General features: G+C 61.1%; 13 protein-coding genes. 6 read left to right on the top strand and 7 right to left on the bottom strand.

Translation table 11 applies throughout. The features are described from left to right. Window positions 1-79: 79 nt before the first annotated feature. The 4 genes from KZJ38_RS29875 (at window position 80) to ppk2 (ending at window position 4825) form a co-directional block, all read left to right on the top strand. On the top strand, window positions 80-1480 hold the full coding sequence (locus KZJ38_RS29875) for an aspartate aminotransferase family protein (protein ID WP_219800686.1): 1401 nt from the start codon (window positions 80-82) through the stop codon (window positions 1478-1480). 148 nt (window positions 1481-1628) lie between these two features. Continuing rightward, complete coding sequence (ggt, locus tag KZJ38_RS29880; RefSeq protein WP_219800687.1) at window positions 1629-3356, top strand: gamma-glutamyltransferase; 1728 nt, start codon at window positions 1629-1631, stop codon at window positions 3354-3356. Between the two features lie 21 nt (window positions 3357-3377). After that, entirely contained in the window at window positions 3378-3779 is a 402-nt protein-coding gene (locus KZJ38_RS29885; RefSeq protein ID WP_219800688.1) for a VOC family protein, read from the top strand. A 122-nt stretch (window positions 3780-3901) separates the two neighbouring features. Then, the gene (ppk2, locus tag KZJ38_RS29890; protein WP_219800689.1) at window positions 3902-4825 is read left to right on the top strand and encodes a polyphosphate kinase 2; all 924 of its coding nucleotides are present in this window, start codon (window positions 3902-3904) and stop codon (window positions 4823-4825) included. A gap of 139 nt (window positions 4826-4964) precedes the next feature. Here ppk2 and KZJ38_RS29895 read toward each other — a convergent pair whose 3' ends face one another. Next, the gene (locus tag KZJ38_RS29895; RefSeq protein WP_219800690.1) at window positions 4965-6551 is read right to left on the bottom strand and encodes an inorganic phosphate transporter; all 1587 of its coding nucleotides are present in this window, start codon (window positions 6549-6551) and stop codon (window positions 4965-4967) included. A 372-nt stretch (window positions 6552-6923) separates the two neighbouring features. Here KZJ38_RS29895 and KZJ38_RS29900 point away from each other — a divergent pair, with 372 nt between their 5' ends. Continuing rightward, entirely contained in the window at window positions 6924-8099 is a 1176-nt protein-coding gene (locus KZJ38_RS29900) for a diguanylate cyclase (RefSeq protein WP_219800691.1), read from the top strand. 35 nt (window positions 8100-8134) lie between these two features. On the opposite strand, the gene KZJ38_RS29905 is transcribed toward KZJ38_RS29900, so the two are convergent. Together KZJ38_RS29905 and KZJ38_RS29910 are read right to left on the bottom strand one after the other, a co-directional pair. After that, on the bottom strand, window positions 8135-9151 hold the full coding sequence (locus tag KZJ38_RS29905) for a VTT domain-containing protein (RefSeq protein WP_246641834.1): 1017 nt from the start codon (window positions 9149-9151) through the stop codon (window positions 8135-8137). Window positions 9152-9283: 132 nt separating this feature from the next. Further along, entirely contained in the window at window positions 9284-11293 is a 2010-nt protein-coding gene (locus tag KZJ38_RS29910) for a VTT domain-containing protein (RefSeq protein ID WP_219803708.1), read from the bottom strand. A gap of 771 nt (window positions 11294-12064) precedes the next feature. On the opposite strand from KZJ38_RS29910, the gene KZJ38_RS29915 reads away from it, so the two are divergent. Then, window positions 12065-12799 carry an H-NS histone family protein gene (locus tag KZJ38_RS29915; protein WP_219800693.1) on the top strand — a complete coding sequence of 245 codons (735 nt, stop codon included), beginning with the start codon at window positions 12065-12067 and terminating at the stop codon, window positions 12797-12799. A gap of 91 nt (window positions 12800-12890) precedes the next feature. On the opposite strand, the gene KZJ38_RS29920 is transcribed toward KZJ38_RS29915, so the two are convergent. The 4 genes from KZJ38_RS29920 to KZJ38_RS29935 all read right to left on the bottom strand — a co-directional run bounded on the left by KZJ38_RS29920 (window position 12891) and on the right by KZJ38_RS29935 (window position 14947). Continuing rightward, on the bottom strand, window positions 12891-13496 hold the full coding sequence (locus KZJ38_RS29920) for an IMPACT family protein (protein WP_219800694.1): 606 nt from the start codon (window positions 13494-13496) through the stop codon (window positions 12891-12893). Window positions 13497-13898: 402 nt separating this feature from the next. Continuing rightward, the gene (locus KZJ38_RS29925) at window positions 13899-14132 is read right to left on the bottom strand and encodes a hypothetical protein (protein ID WP_219800695.1); all 234 of its coding nucleotides are present in this window, start codon (window positions 14130-14132) and stop codon (window positions 13899-13901) included. A gap of 120 nt (window positions 14133-14252) precedes the next feature. Continuing rightward, window positions 14253-14525, bottom strand: a complete 273-nt coding sequence (locus tag KZJ38_RS29930) for a hypothetical protein (RefSeq protein ID WP_219800696.1) — start codon at window positions 14523-14525, stop codon at window positions 14253-14255. A 152-nt stretch (window positions 14526-14677) separates the two neighbouring features. Beyond that, window positions 14678-14947, bottom strand: coding sequence for a hypothetical protein (locus tag KZJ38_RS29935; RefSeq protein WP_219800697.1), 270 nt, complete (start codon window positions 14945-14947; stop codon window positions 14678-14680). Window positions 14948-15206 lie beyond the last annotated feature (259 nt).

Consider the following 15206-nt stretch of genomic DNA (forward strand, 5'->3'; position numbering starts at 1 on the left):
AACTGAGTGTTACGTCGAACGACATTCGAAAACAACGCCGTTGCACCCAACGCAACCGCACATCCAGGAAGGAGCACCCATGACTCAATCACTCGACCAGCTGTTCTCCGCGGACCGCGCGCACTTCATGCATCCGTCGACACACGCGCACGACCATGCGAGCGGCGCGCTGCCGGGCCGCATCGTGACCGGCGCCAAGGGCATTCGCATCGAAGACCATCAGGGCAAATCGTATATCGACGCGTTCGCCGGCCTTTACTGCGTGAATATCGGTTACGGTCGCACCGAAGTAGCCGACGCGATCTACGAGCAGGCGAAGAAACTCGCGTATTACCACACGTATGTCGGACATTCGACCGATACGATCATTGAGCTGTCGTCGCGCATCATTGACTGGTCGCCGGCCGGCATGAAGAAGGTTTACTACGGCATGTCGGGTTCGGACGCCAACGAAACGCAGATCAAGATTGTCTGGTACTACAACAACGTGAAAGGCCGTCCGAACAAAAAGAAGATCATCTCGCGCCAGCGCGGCTATCACGGCTCGGGTATCGTCACGGGCTCGCTAACCGGACTGCCGAGCTTTCACCAGTATTTCGATCTGCCGCTCGAACGCGTGAAGCACACCGTTTGTCCGCACTGGTACCGTCAGGCGCCCGCCGGCATGGATGAAGCGCAGTTCGTCAATTACTGTGTGGACGAGCTCGAAAAGCTCATCGCCAAGGAGGGCGCCGATACGATCGCTGCGTTTATCGGCGAGCCGGTGATGGGCACGGGCGGTATCCTGCCGCCCCCGGCCGGTTACTGGCCTGCGATTCAAAAGGTGTTGAAGAAGCACGACATCCTGCTGATCAGCGACGAAGTGGTGTGCGGCTTCGGCCGGCTCGGCTCGAAAATGGGCGCGCAGCACTATGGCATCGAGCCGGATCTGATCACCGTCGCGAAGGGCCTGACGAGCGCGTATGCGCCACTATCGGGTGTGATCGTCAGCGAGCGCGTGTGGGACGTGATCGACAGCGCGTCACAGGAGAACGGACCGATGGGACACGGCTGGACGTATTCGGGTCACCCGATCTGCGCAGCCGCGGCACTCGCGAACCTTGATATTCTGGAGCGCGAAAACATCACGGAACAGGCTGCAAAAACCGGCGCCTACCTGCTCGAGCAGATGCATGCGGCATTCGATGCGCATCCGCTCGTCGGCGAAGTGCGCGGGGCAGGCATGCTTGCTGCACTGGAGTTTATGGCTGACAAGGACGGACGTCGGCCGTTCGATCCCGCTTTGAAGGTCGGGCCGCGCGTGTCGGCCGCCGCCATGCAGCGCGGACTGATTGCGCGCGCCATGCCGCACGGCGACATTCTCGGCTTTGCGCCACCGCTCGTGGCGACGCGCGCGGACGTCGATGAGATCGTGCGTCTCACGAAGGCCGCGGTCGATGAAGTGGCGGAGCAGGTCTTGAATTCGAAGGCCGCTGCATAACGTAGACGGTTCTTATGCCGCACCGCCGCATGCGTGATTAGCGAATGCGGCGGGGTTCGCAATGGCGCGTTGGCATGTTATAAGCCCATGACAGACTTTTTACGACGACGCGTTGAGTGTCGTGTATTCGTGTCATGGAGGACAGCCAATGAAGGCCAACAATAAAGCGAAACTCTCCATCGCGAGCCTGGCGATTGCCGGGCTCGTGTCTATTTCGGCGGGTTTTCTCGAAGCGACGCCGGTTTATGCAAAGGGGCCGGCACAGCAGGCCGTATTCGCTACGTCGGCGGTGTCAGTTGCCGATCAATACGGCGCCGACGCCGCGCAACAGATCTTCAAGGAAGGCGGCAATGCGGTCGATGCCGCAGTCGCCATTGCATTCACGCTTGCGGTTACGTATCCCGAAGCCGGCAATATCGGCGGCGGCGGCTTTATGACGCTATATGTGAACGGAAAACCATACTTTATTGACTATCGCGAACGTGCGCCGCTTGCCGCGACACGCACGATGTATCTCGACGACAAGGGCGAGGTGATCAAGGGCAAGAGTCTGGTCGGTTACTACGCGGTCGGTGTGCCGGGCACGGTGGCCGGCATGTGGGAAGCGCAGCACCGCTTCGGCCGTCTGAAATGGAAGCAGGTGCTTGCGCCCGCGATCAAATATGCGCGCGACGGCTTTGTCGCCGACGAGCTGCTGGTGCAGCGACGCGATAGTGCCGCTAAAGAATTCGAAGGCAAGACGAACTTCGATACGTACTTCGGCAGTATGAAAGTGGGCGAGACGTTTAAACAACCCGATCTTGCCGCGGTGCTCACGCGCATCTCGAACAATGGCGCCAAAGAGTTCTACAACGGCAAGACCGCGGATCTGATCGCGGCGTCGATGCGCGGGCATGGGCTCATCACGAAGCGCGACCTGCACGATTACCGGGCCGTGTGGCGCCAACCGGTCGAGGCCAAATGGAACGGCTATGAAATCATCACGGCGCCGCCTCCGAGTTCGGGGGGTGTCGGCCTCGTGCAACTGCTCAAGATGAAGGCGGACCTCAAACAGGATTTCAACGGTGTCGACCTCAATTCGGCGCAATACATCCATTTGCTCGCGGAGATCGAAAAGCGCGTCTTTGCAGACCGCGCGCAATATCTCGGCGATCCGGATTTCTACAAAGTGCCCGTTGCGCAGCTGACCGACGATGCCTATCTCGCGAAGCGCGCGGCCGAAGTGAACCCGAATGCGCCATCCGATACGAAGAGCGTGGTCGCGGGGCTCGGCACGTCGATGCCTGAAAAAGCGGAGACGACGCACTTTTCGGTGGTCGACAAGTGGGGCAACGCGGTATCGAACACGTATACGCTCAATGGCTATTTTGGTTCGGGCGTGATCGCGCAAGGCACGGGCATCCTGCTCAACGACGAAATGGACGACTTCGCAGCGAAGCCGGGCGTGCCGAATATGTTTGGTGTGGTCGGCAGCGACGCGAATTCGATCGAACCGAACAAGCGCCCGCTGTCGTCGATGACGCCGACCATTCTCACGAAGGACGGCAAGGTGTCGCTCGTGACCGGCACGCCGGGAGGCTCACGGATCTTCACAACGATTTTCCAGGTGATCACCAACGTGTACGATTTCAACATGCCGTTGAAGGACGCCGTAGCCGCAATGCGTTTCCATCATCAACTGCTGCCGCCGAATACGATTTTCTGGGAACCGTATGCGCCGATCGACGGCGAGCTTGCGAAGCAGGTCGAAGCAAAGGGCTATGTGCTGAAAGCGCAGAACTTCAACGGCGACGTGCAGGCAATCAAGATCAACGGCGATACGCCGGTACCGATATCGGACCCGCGCGGACGCGGTGTGGCGCGCGTGTTCCAGTAGGAGGCTGCATGGAGGAGCGCGATGTCCGGGAGCCCGAAAAAACGCACGCCGGCCGCTGAGCAGCAGGCGCCGCGCATCGAATCGATCAATGCCGTCACGCTCGGCACGCGCGATATGGCGCGCGCCGTGCAGTTCTACGCCGCGCTCGGCTTTCCATTCGCCTATGGCGGTCCCGATGCGGACTTTACGTCATACGGGTTCGGCGGCTCGCATCTGAACCTCATTGCGGAAACGCATGGGCCGATCAACTGGTGGGGGCGCGTAGTGATCCACGTATCGGATGTCGACGCGCTCTATCAGCGCGCGCTCGAGGCGGGTCTTTCGCCTGAAAGTGCGCCCGCCGACGCGACCTGGGGCGAGCGCTATTTTCATATTCGCGACCCGGATGGCCACCAGCTGAGCTTCGCAAAGAGGCTGCGCTAAACTCTACGAGCGCCCCTTCGATTACATTGCGCTGTCAGGTAACAAAGTTGACATTTGGCGCTTCGATAATCGATCTTTCGGCGTTGCTATTCGAGTGCAACGCGCAACCGTGGAGAAACGCGATGAACGACGACCGGGACAATGACCCGACGACGCTGGCCGCACGGCAACGGCGTTTCGAAGAAGACCTCATCGATGCGTACGACGAGGAACTGGAGATGGAAGTCGACGACCGCATCCTCGACGGTGAGGGAGCGATATCCGACGAAGCGCGCGCATTGCGCAAGACCTATTTCCGCGAACTGTTCCGGTTGCAGGGTGAACTGGTCAAGCTGCAGGACTGGATCGTGCAGACCGGCCATCGTGTGGTCGTGATTTTCGAAGGACGCGACGCGGCGGGCAAGGGCGGCGCGATCAAGCGCATCACGCAGCGGCTCAACCCGCGTGTGTGCCGCGTCGCCGCGCTGCCGGCGCCGAGCAACCGCGAACGCACGCAGTGGTATTTCCAGCGCTATGTAAGTCACCTGCCGGCGGGCGGCGAAATGGTGCTGTTCGACCGCAGCTGGTACAACCGCGCGGGCGTCGAGCGTGTAATGGGCTTTTGCAACGACGCGGAGTACGAAGAATTTTTCCGTTCGGTGCCCGAGTTCGAAAAAATGCTCGTGCGTAGCGGCATCCAGATCCTCAAGTACTGGTTTTCGATTACCGACGAAGAACAGGAAATCCGCTTTCAGGCGCGCATTCAGGATCCGCTCAAGCAGTGGAAGCTAAGCCCGATGGACCTCGAAAGCCGTCGCCGCTGGGAAGCGTATACGCAGGCGAAAGAGGTGATGCTGCAGCGTTCGCATATTGCCGAGGCGCCGTGGTGGGTCGTGCAGGCCGTCGACAAGAAGCGCGCGCGCCTGAACTGCATTCACCATCTGTTGAGCCAGGTGCCGTATAAGGAAGTCGAGCACTCGAGCATCACGCTGCCCGAGCGCGTGCATCATCCCGACTATATCCGGCAGCCGGTGGCGGCCAATATGATCGTGCCTGAGCTGTATTGATGCGGTATTGACGCTGGAACGAGCGGATGCGGTTGCCCGGAAACGGGCCGCACGCTAAAGACGACGCTAAAGAAAAACGCGGCAGAATTTTTGACTCTACCGCGTTTTTATTGCTTGAGCGTTAGTGAAACGCCGCCTGTCAGAAAATATTGCGGAACAGCCAGTAGAGGCCAGCCGACAGGGCGATCGAGGCAGGCAGCGTCAGCACCCATGCGAGGATCAGGCTGCGCACCGTGCCCCATTGCAGGCCCGAGCCGTTCGCCGCCATCGTGCCGGCCACGCCAGACGACAGCACGTGCGTCGTCGATACCGGCAGGCCGTAGGCGTCCGCGGCGCCGATCGTCAGCATCGCGACCAGTTCGGCCGATGCGCCCTGGCCGTAGGTCAGATGCTGCTTGCCGATCTTTTCGCCGACCGTCACGACAATGCGCTTCCAGCCGACCATCGTGCCCAGCCCGAGTGCGATCGCGACCGCCACTTTCACCCACGTCGGAATGAACTTCGTCGCGCTGTCGATCTGCTTCTTGAAGTTATCGATTGCCTTGGCGTCGTTCGCGGAAAACGCGGGCGTCTTCGCCTTTTCCATCAGACGGATCGCTTCGGACGCGATATACATGTCGTTACGCACGTTGTTGACGTTGTCCTGCGGCACATCGGCCAGCGAGCCGGACGAGCCGACCTGCTGGCCGATGCGTTCAGCCAGCTGCTGCAGCGCGGGCAACGTGGTCGCTTGCAGCTGGTGCGTCTGCACATAGCGCTCGACGTCGCCGCGCGGCGCAACCGAAGGCGGCGCACCGTTCGTGTAGTTGCCGAGCGCGGCGGCGGCCTGCTGCGAGACCGCGAGGAAGGTCTGCGTCTGCGCGGGCGTGACGGCCTTGTTCAGCGCATAGGCGGTCGGCACGGTGCCGATCAGGATCAGCATGATGAGGCCCATGCCTTTCTGACCGTCGTTCGAGCCGTGCGCGAACGACACGCCGGTACAGGTGAGGATCAGCAGGGAGCGAATCCAGAATGGCGGCGGTTCGTTGCCGGCCGGCTCCTTATAGAGCGCCGGCACGCGAACCACTGCTTTGAGCACGAGCAGCAGCAAGCCCGACAGCAGGAAGCCGACGATCGGCGAAACCAGCAGCGACTTGCCGACGCCGAGCGCCTGGTTCCAGTCGACACCGCTTGTGCCCGATGCGCCGTGCAGAAGCTGGTTCATCAGGCCCACGCCGATGATCGAACCCACCAGCGTGTGCGAGCTCGACGACGGCAAGCCGAGGTACCACGTGCCGAGGTTCCAGATGATCGCGGCGATCAGCAGCGCGAACACCATCGCGAAGCCGGCGCTGCTGCCGACCTGCAGAATCAGCTCGACGGGCAGCAACTGTAGGATGCCGAACGCGACCGCGCCGGTGGAAGTCAGGACACCGAGGAAGTTCCATGCGCCGGACCAGACCACTGCGATATTGGGCGACAGCGAATGCGTATAGATGACGGTTGCCACTGCGTTCGCGGTGTCGTGAAAGCCGTTGACGAACTCGAAGCCAAGGGCGATCAGAAGCGCGATGCCAAGCAGCAGGTATGGCAGGAACGACGATTGCCGGACGGTCTGCAAATCGTCGATCAGATGCGTTGCGCAATAAATCGCGCCCGCGATGATGACAAGAAAAAAGATGATGAGGCCGACACTGCGGCCTTTTCCGGCTGCTGAACCCGCTTGCGGGAAGGAAAGTTCCGGCATGGCGTGTGCCTCTCAGGGTGGTCGCGTGAACCATCGATGCTGAGTGGCGAGTGTGTCGACAGGATGACAAACCCATGACTGATTTGCCCCGTAAAAAGCTGATGAATAAGCGATTCAAAGGGCATTTAAAGCCGGACCAAAGCCCGGTTTAGCCGGAATGCCGATAGATCGGGTTTCAGCGATTTAACGCGGGATTGCAAAATCGAATTCGCGGGAATGGAAAAAGCTTCGTATCGTGCGGCGCGGCATCGATAAACTGGTAGAATTTTTACCGTATTAAGCACGTCATGTTTACAGATTTATAGCGCTGCACCGTTGCGTGTGCATTTATTGGGTGTCCTTGAATCCCGTTGTTCTTTGCGCAGGTGCCAGATGGCGTCAGAAACGGATCGAACCACGGACCGAACGACGGACAAAGCAGCGGCGGATCAGGCGGCGGACAGTATGGCCGGCAAGGGCGCGCGCTTTGTCGAGCGCAACTATCGGTTACGCATTGTCGGGCTCGGCCTCGGTTTTCTGTGCGTCGGTTCGGTTCTTCTCGGCCAGCAGCGCGGCATCGCAATGTGGAGCCTCGCGGTATTTCACGGCATTGTCTGGCCGCATGTCGCGCGTCGGGCGGCGCTTGCATGCGTCGTTCCGTATCGCGGCGAGCGCCTTAACCTGATGATCGATTCGGTTTTCGGCGGTTTCTGGATTGTTGCAATGCAATTCAATGTGCTGCCGAGCGTCGTGATTCTCGTCATGCTTAGCATGGACAATATCGCTGCGGACGGCGTGCGCTTCTTTGCGCGCGGCATTGCCGCGCATCTGGCCGGCGTCGCGATCGGCGCGGCCGTGCTGGGCCTCACGTTTACCCCGATGTCGACCATGGCGACCATCGTCGCAAGTCTGCCATTGCTGATCGTTTATCCGATCTCGCTTGGCTGGGCGATGTACCGGATGTCGCAAAAGCTTGCCGCGCGCACGCGCGAATTCGAGCATCTGAGTCGCACCGACGGGCTTACCCGGCTGTGGAACCGACGCCATTGGGAAGGCCAGCTCGCGCTCGAGTTCGAGCGCTGCCGTGCCAATGGCTATGCATCGTGCCTGTTGCTGATCGACCTCGATCACTTCAAGAAGATCAACGACACGCTCGGCCACCCGGCCGGCGATGCGGTGCTCGTCGCATTCGCCGGCATGCTGCGCAGCCATTTCCGCGCGGGCGACAGCATCGGCCGCTACGGCGGCGAGGAATTCGGCGTGGTGTTGCCGGGCGCGACCTTGCGTGAGACACAGGCGATCGCAAAGGAATTGCTGCTGCGTGTGCGCGAGCAGGCGCGCGAGCCTGACGCATTGTGTCCGTGCACGATCAGCGCGGGCATCGCGCAACTGACGGTCGATATGCCCGACTATCACACGTGGCTGCTTGAAGCGGACCGCAGCCTTTATCAGGCGAAGGCGCAAGGGCGCGACCGTATCGTTGTTGCCGGGGGCGCTGGTGCGGCCGGTGCCGCCGTGGCGGCTTCGGCGGCGGGTTTCGTCAACGTAAAGGCTGGCGTCAGGCCTTGACGTCTATCGCGGCTTTCTCGCTTGCAGCCTTAAGGCTAGGCAATGCCGCGCAGCGTGACCTGACACGTCGAGTCCTCTTCAAACGATACGTCGTCCGGTTCTTCACGATACCGCCCGCGATTGGGCGGCACCGGTTCGACCGCATAGCCGCGCCGCTCCCACGCATCGAGTCCGCCCTTTACCGCACGCACGCGCTTGAAACCCTTGTCGCGCATCTGCTGCGATAACGCACGCGCGGTTTCGTGATCGGGGCACACGCAGTACACGACCGTATTGCGTTCCACCTCGTCGACTTCTTCGAGCGAATTGGCTTCGACCGTCATCACGCGCGGCAACCGATACGGTTCCTGCTGCCGCACCGGTTCGGGGCGCGCATCGAGAATGACGGGCGGCATGGACGGACGCAGCATCGCCTCGACGCGCTCGGGCGAGACAGGCGCCAGCGCAAGCGGCGGCTGAAGGCGCCAGCGCTGAATGAGGCGATAAAGCAGATAGAGCAGCGCAAGCGCGGCAAGCACATCGAGCGCGGTCCAGCCGTGCCTGCGCACTTCGACGATGAAGATCCTCAGATACCGTTCGAATAGCGCGCCGCCCAACAGCCAGAATGTGGCCCATGCGGTGACGCCGATCGCGTCCCATGCGAAGAAGATAAGGGGACGCACGCGTGTGGTGCCCATTAACGGCGGCGTGATGATGGCGAGCCCTGGAATGAACTTCGATACCGCGACGATACCGGGCCCGAAGCGAACGAAGAGGGCGCGTGCTTTTCTGACACGCTTTTCGACTGTAACCGATAAACGTGCAAGACCGTGGATAAGCCGGCGGCCGAGTATGCGGCCGGCCGTGAACCAGACGCTATCGCCGATCATCGCGCCGAGCACTGCGGCCCCGAGCACGTGCCAGAACGACAGCCGATGGTCGACGATCGCGACGCCGGCGAACAATAGCAGCGGCACAGCGGGAATCGGTACGCCGAGCCGCGCGATCAGCACATTGATGAATACCAGCGCGCTGCCCCATGTCGCGACTGCCGCAGCCGGAAACTCGATCACGTGTAGGTCTCCTTGCATGGCGCCGCGGGTTCAGGCCAAAGTCGAGCTATAAGCGGGCGGCGGCCGCTCCGGTCCCGAGCATTGTTGCATGGTTGAAAGTCGCGCGCAGCATGGGGCTTACGCTTGCGACGCTCAATGTGCAATCAGCGTGACCGGCACGCCTTTACAACCGACGCCATGCGACATTTCGAATGCCTGCCATTCCGATCGGCCCTGTTCGGAAATCATCGGATCGACTTGCCGGTCGGTGCGCAATACATTGAACGGCCAGGACGGGCGCGCCAGCCGCTCATGGACCAGCGAGCCGAGCCAGATCGGTGTCGCGGCGGCGCCTGCCTTGCGCTGCACCGCGTAACCGGTTGGCCAGAAGCGCAGCACGTCGCGCTCGTCGCGGCGCTCGCGCTGGCGCGCGAAAATCAGCGTGGACGGTTCGCCGTCGTTGAGCTTCGGCAGTACGGGCAGGTCCATCGCGGGCACATTCGGCGAGATCAGCGAAAAGAGGCTGTGCGCGGAGACGCGCGTGCCGGGCACCCAGCCGCGGCTACCGAGTTGCGCTTCGATCTGGCCGGCATCGGCGGTCCATTGCACCGTGATCGGCTCGCGGTGATCGCCCTTCAGGTCAGACCGATAGCACGGGAAAGTCTTCCATAGCGAATCGGTCCATTGCGCCTCGCTGACGACGATCGGCGGGCGCGGCGTCATCGGTGGGATCGCGAGCGAGTCGGGGCGGAACCGGTATTGCAGCACGACGCTTCCGCAAATGACGGCGAGCACGACAAGAGGCATCCAGGGGCGCTTCGGCGCAGCGTGAGGATTGCGCCAGACCGCGGTGAAAGCGATGATCGCCACCCAGACGGCGGCGAACGCGGCGCCGCCGACCGCGTCCGAGAATGCATAGCGTCCCGAGTACAGACCTGCAAATGCAATCGCGACGAGGATGACGGTGCCGACTGTCGTTACGACGATCGCGCTGAATATGCCGACCCGGCGCGTGAGGATAAAGCCAAGAAAACCATAGACGATCACGCTCGCCGCGACGTGATTGCTTGGGAATGCGTAGGCGTAATCGCTGCCGCTCCACGGTGGCGCGCGATGCACGATCAACTGGATGCAGATAATGAGAATCTGCGAAAACGCGACCGCGATAACCCAGTAGACGACGGTGCGCCAGCGGCGCTCGGCGACCATCCACAGCACGCCGGTTGCGATCAGCGCGGTTAAGGTGGGCACTGTGCCGAGCGCGGTGAAACGTGTCAGCACATCGGCGAACCACGGCGAGTGGATCGCGCGCATGAAGCGATAGACCGACGCATCTGTTTGTACAAGCGGATTGCCGTGCACGACATCCTGCAGCACGCCGAAGAAAATGCCCGCGCCGAGCAGCACGATGATCGAGATCGCAACGACGAGCACGACGCTGTGCTGCTGCGACGGATCGACGATGCGAAGCACGAAGCGGCCGGCGGCGCGCCGGCGATGCAAGCGCGCCCATAGCACGACGCTGCGCTGTGAGGTGACCGACCAGGCGCGTGCATGCGAAAGCGTGAAGCGTGCGGCGACGTAGATGAGCCACACGGCGCCGACGACGATGGCAAGTGCGGCCACGAGCCGGAACGACACGTCGCCGGCCAGCTGGATCGACGCGCCGAATACGACGCCGGGCAAGATATGCGCGGGCGCCCACAGCGCTGCGGACAGCACGTTCATCGCATAGAAGCGGCCGGGCGGCATTTGCAGCATGCCGGCGACGACCGGCACGACCGCGCGCAACGGCCCGACGAAGCGGGCGAACAGAACCGACTTTGCGCCGTGCTTTTCGAAGTACTGATGGCCGCGTTCAAGCAGTTTCGGATGGGTGCGAAACGGCCATGCGCCGGCGATTTCGTTCCGGTAGCGATGGCCGAACCAGTAGCTGATGCCGTCGCCCGCGATGGCGCCGACCACCGCGATGGCGAGCAGCCAGCCAAGATTGAGCGTGCCGGTGCCGACCAGCGCGCCCGCCATGAACAGCGCCGTGCTGCCGGGCACGAACGTGCCGATAAAGGCAACCGCTTCGAGAAAGGCGGCAAGGAAGACGACGGCCAACGTCCATCCAGAGTGCCCCGCTAGCAGGTGCAGTAACTGGACGTACGCATGCTCCATATGAATCTCCCGATGTATCGAGGTCAGCGCGTGCGTGAATGGGGCGGTCAATGCGTAGATGACTGATTGCGACAAAACGGTGCTTCCCTGCCTCGGGCGCCTTGCATGAAGTTGACAGTCTAAGGGTAACGGATAGGTTCGCGCAGCGGGGCTTGCCAAACGCGTGCGCTGCACGAGGCGTGACACGCGCGGTGACACCCGCGGTGACATGCGCGCGACGCGAAGACCATGCCTTGCGGTAAGCACGGGTTATTCAAAACGTAAGCACGGGGCGTGGCATTTGTTAGAGGCGGCAAAGCGGTTCGTCCCGGCATGGCAATACCCGATCATGGCATTGAAGACATGTTTCGACGCTACGGAACTCCGGGACTTTCAATAGACCTTAATGGGCGAGCGTCCAGGCACACTCCGATTCAATGTCCGGAATTTCCGGCTTTTATCGGTTGCATATCTGAAACCTGGTTCACGACACCGTTGCTGCCGCGTTTGTACTGGCGTTTGTACCGGCGTTTGCCGTTGCGTTTTCTGCACATCGGCAAGCTTGTTTTTCTGTTAAAGACCGCTAACGGTGCGTCGACACCCATCGGGGTGCGGACAAGAAAAAAGACCGCAAGATGCACTTGCGCATAATTCGATTAGCCTTAATTTGCTTTTTTGCGACGTTTGCTAAGGCTCAATTTGTTGTTATTACCTTACTTTACGTTCAAAACATAGCACTTCAACCTATATCCATGGCATAGTCCGCTTATGTCGTTCAACCAGGAGAGGAGTATGGCCACATTGGAGCAGATTCAGACGCGCTTGAAGAAACTGCAAGCGCAGGCCGATGCGATCATCGCAAAGCGGGCGCAAGGCGCGCTTGACCAGATCCGCGAGCTGATGATCAAGCATGGGCTTACCACGCGCGATATCGAAGCGCGTGCGAAGGCAAGACGCGAGCGCGCGCGTCTCGGTCTTGCAAATGGCACAAGCGGCAAGATGAAGAGCGTGGGTGCAACGAAAGGCAAGCTGCCGCCGAAGTACCGTGACCCGAAAACGGGCGCGACGTGGAGCGGGCATGCCCGGCCGCCGGCATGGATCAAGAACGTGAAAGACAGGAGCAAGTTCTTGATCGATGGTGGCAGCGCGGCAGCCAGCGTGAGCGTGACGCTCAGCGCCAAGCCGGCGGCAAAGAAGGCTGCGGCTAAAAAGGCGGCAACGAAAAAGACGGCCGCTAAGAAGAGCATGGGCAGAAAGTCGGCTGCCGCTAAGAACACCGCGGTGAAGAAAGCCGCTGTCAAGAAAGTTGCGGCAAAGAAAACCGCCGGTCGCAAGGCGGCTGCTAAAAAGGTCGCATCGGGCCGGGCGGCCGCCGGAAAAACGGCGGCGCGAAAGGTCACGGCGGGCAAGGTTGGGAGAAAAGCGGCCATGCACAAAACCGGGCGCGGCATTGCACGGAAGGTCACGGCGCATACCGCACCGGTTGCGGCGCCCGCAGCGGCGAATGGCGCCATCGCGCTAAGCTAGGCCAGCCATCGCTTGATCTGTCGAGCGGCACGCGTGGCGAACTTCGCCGTCGCGTAGCCGCTCGTTTCACTTTGGCGATCCGAAACGGGCTTTAGTTTCCTTGAGCGGAGTCCGGAGGAAAGATCGCGCGGCCTTGCGTGAGGTCACGCAAGGCGTCATGTGCGTCTTCAAGCGCCGTGACGGGCATGCGAATCACAAGACTTACATCCATTCCATACGTGCTGTGTTCAAGCACATAGGTCTGCTGTTCGATCCAGCGCCGCACGCGCGCTTCCTCCGGGTAGCCTATTTCCACCGTAAGCGTTGCAAGCGCAATCCGTTCGACGCGCGGTGCGTCTTGCAGGACGCTTGCAATCGCATCCGTATAGGCACGCACGAGCCCACCCGCACCGAGCTTGACGCCGCCGTAATAGCGAACGACGGCAGCCAGCACGCCATCGAGATCGTGATGGCGCAGCACTTCGAGAATCGGCCGGCCGGCGGTGCCCGATGGCTCGCCGTCGTCGGACATGCCCGACTGGCCGCCGGCGAGCAAGGCCCAGCAGACGTGCGTTGCCGCCGGATGGGTTTCGCGCAGGCGGCGTAACTCGTCCATGGCGGCGTCGCGGTCCGCCACGGGAATCGCGTATCCGATAAAGCGGCTTTTGCGGATTTCGAGTTCCGCGCTCAAAGCGTTGGGCAGGGTATAGGTTGGCACAGCGGGTTGGCACAGCGGGTTGGCACAGCGAGTAGGCACAACGGGTTGGCAAAGCGGATCGACAGGACAGCATTTTGTATTGGAACGCTGTATTGTGGGCCAATCCGGTAAGGGTGTCTTGTCAACTTGTGCAATGACGTGCGGCGCTTCGCAACGTAAGATCAGCGCGATGACGGATTTCGCTTCTGGCTGGAGCGATGCCGGACTCCTCAATCCGGCGATCCGTCATCCAGTAATCAATAGTACGGTAAGTATTGGCAGCCCCTCTCGCGCGTTAGCGCGAAGAGGGGCTTTTTGTTGTCCGTTAAGAAAAATGGCGCCGGTTGCGCGATATCCGATGCCTTCGACACGATCGTCAAGCATACGCACGTGACGTACTGCGCGGCGGAGTACAGCAACCGGTTACTTGCGCAACAGGCTTTGCGCCGGAATCCGTTCATCGACCGTGTGCCGCGTGGAGGCGAAGCCCGGCGGAAAATCCACGACGCGCGCGACGGTGCGCGATGCGGCAGGCTGATTTTCTCCGGCTGCGCCGAAAAAGCGCGCGCCGACACGCGCGCCGCCGACGATCGCGGTCATCGCCTGGCGGTCGAGTTCGACGCTGGCGGAAAGGTCTTTGATAACGAGCTTGGCCATGGCTGTTCCCGAAGCTTCAAGACGAACAACCAGTATAGGAAAAGGCGCGCGCTTCCGGTACCCGGCAGCGCGCGCTAGCGCACGGTGCGGAGGTCCCCGTTCCTCCGCTGCGGCGTGTGGTTACACGGCCGCATTCGTGCTTGCCCAAAGCTTCGGGCTGACGTTCAGATTCGGCGCCACGAAGCCCGCGCCGATCACACCGATGTTATTCAGCGCTTCGACGTTGACGAACTGCATCTGCGTGATGTTCTGATTGACGCCGATATTGACGTTGGCCACCGGGCCGAGGCCCGCGAGCCACGAATTGCCGGGTGCGCCACCGGAGACGGCGGACATCTCGCCGTGCTCGAGTGTCCGGATACCGGACAGATCGCTAATGATGATGGACGACATGATATTTCTCCAGGGAGATCGAAAGAAAACGGAAAACGGAAAAGCAGGCAAAAAACGGGCAAAAACAGCGACAGCAGCAAAACAGGCGGACTGCAATCACCGGGAGCGCGTGTGGCTCGTGCGCTCCCGGTCCCCCGTGTGAAGCGTTGTGATTAATAGACGTTGACGTTGTTCGTGCCCGTCATCGTCGGCGTGATCGTCGTGTCGAATTTCTTCGCGAACGCGTTACCGTTGTTGCTGATGTTGCTCACGTCCTGCGACTGGTTTACAAGTTGCTGCGCATTGACCGTCTTGCTGTTATCGAACTTGAGCGACAGGTCGGGGTAGTACGGGAAGGCGATATAGCCACCGCGCACGGCCTGCATGGCCTTGCTGTCGAGTTGTTCGGCCATGGCGAGGTCTTTGATGGTCAGCGATTTCATGAAAGTTCTCCTAACGAGGAATAGATGGGTCTTGCGGTTCGTTTGAGCATCTTGTCTGCTCGGGCGTCACTAACGCACAGGCTGTGCCAGTCGCTGCAACGAGCACCCGGCAGTTATGGTGCAAAAGCGATCGGGCCGTTGACAGATAAGGGGCTTACGCGTGCGCGACACACCCGGCGCGTGGCCGGGCACGATGTTCGGCGCGTCGACGGGAGCGGCCGCGGATGGTTGATGACGGGTTGAGGCCAACTGAATGCCC

The sequence above is a fragment of the Paraburkholderia edwinii genome (assembly GCF_019428685.1).
Lineage (GTDB): Bacteria > Pseudomonadota > Gammaproteobacteria > Burkholderiales > Burkholderiaceae > Paraburkholderia > Paraburkholderia edwinii.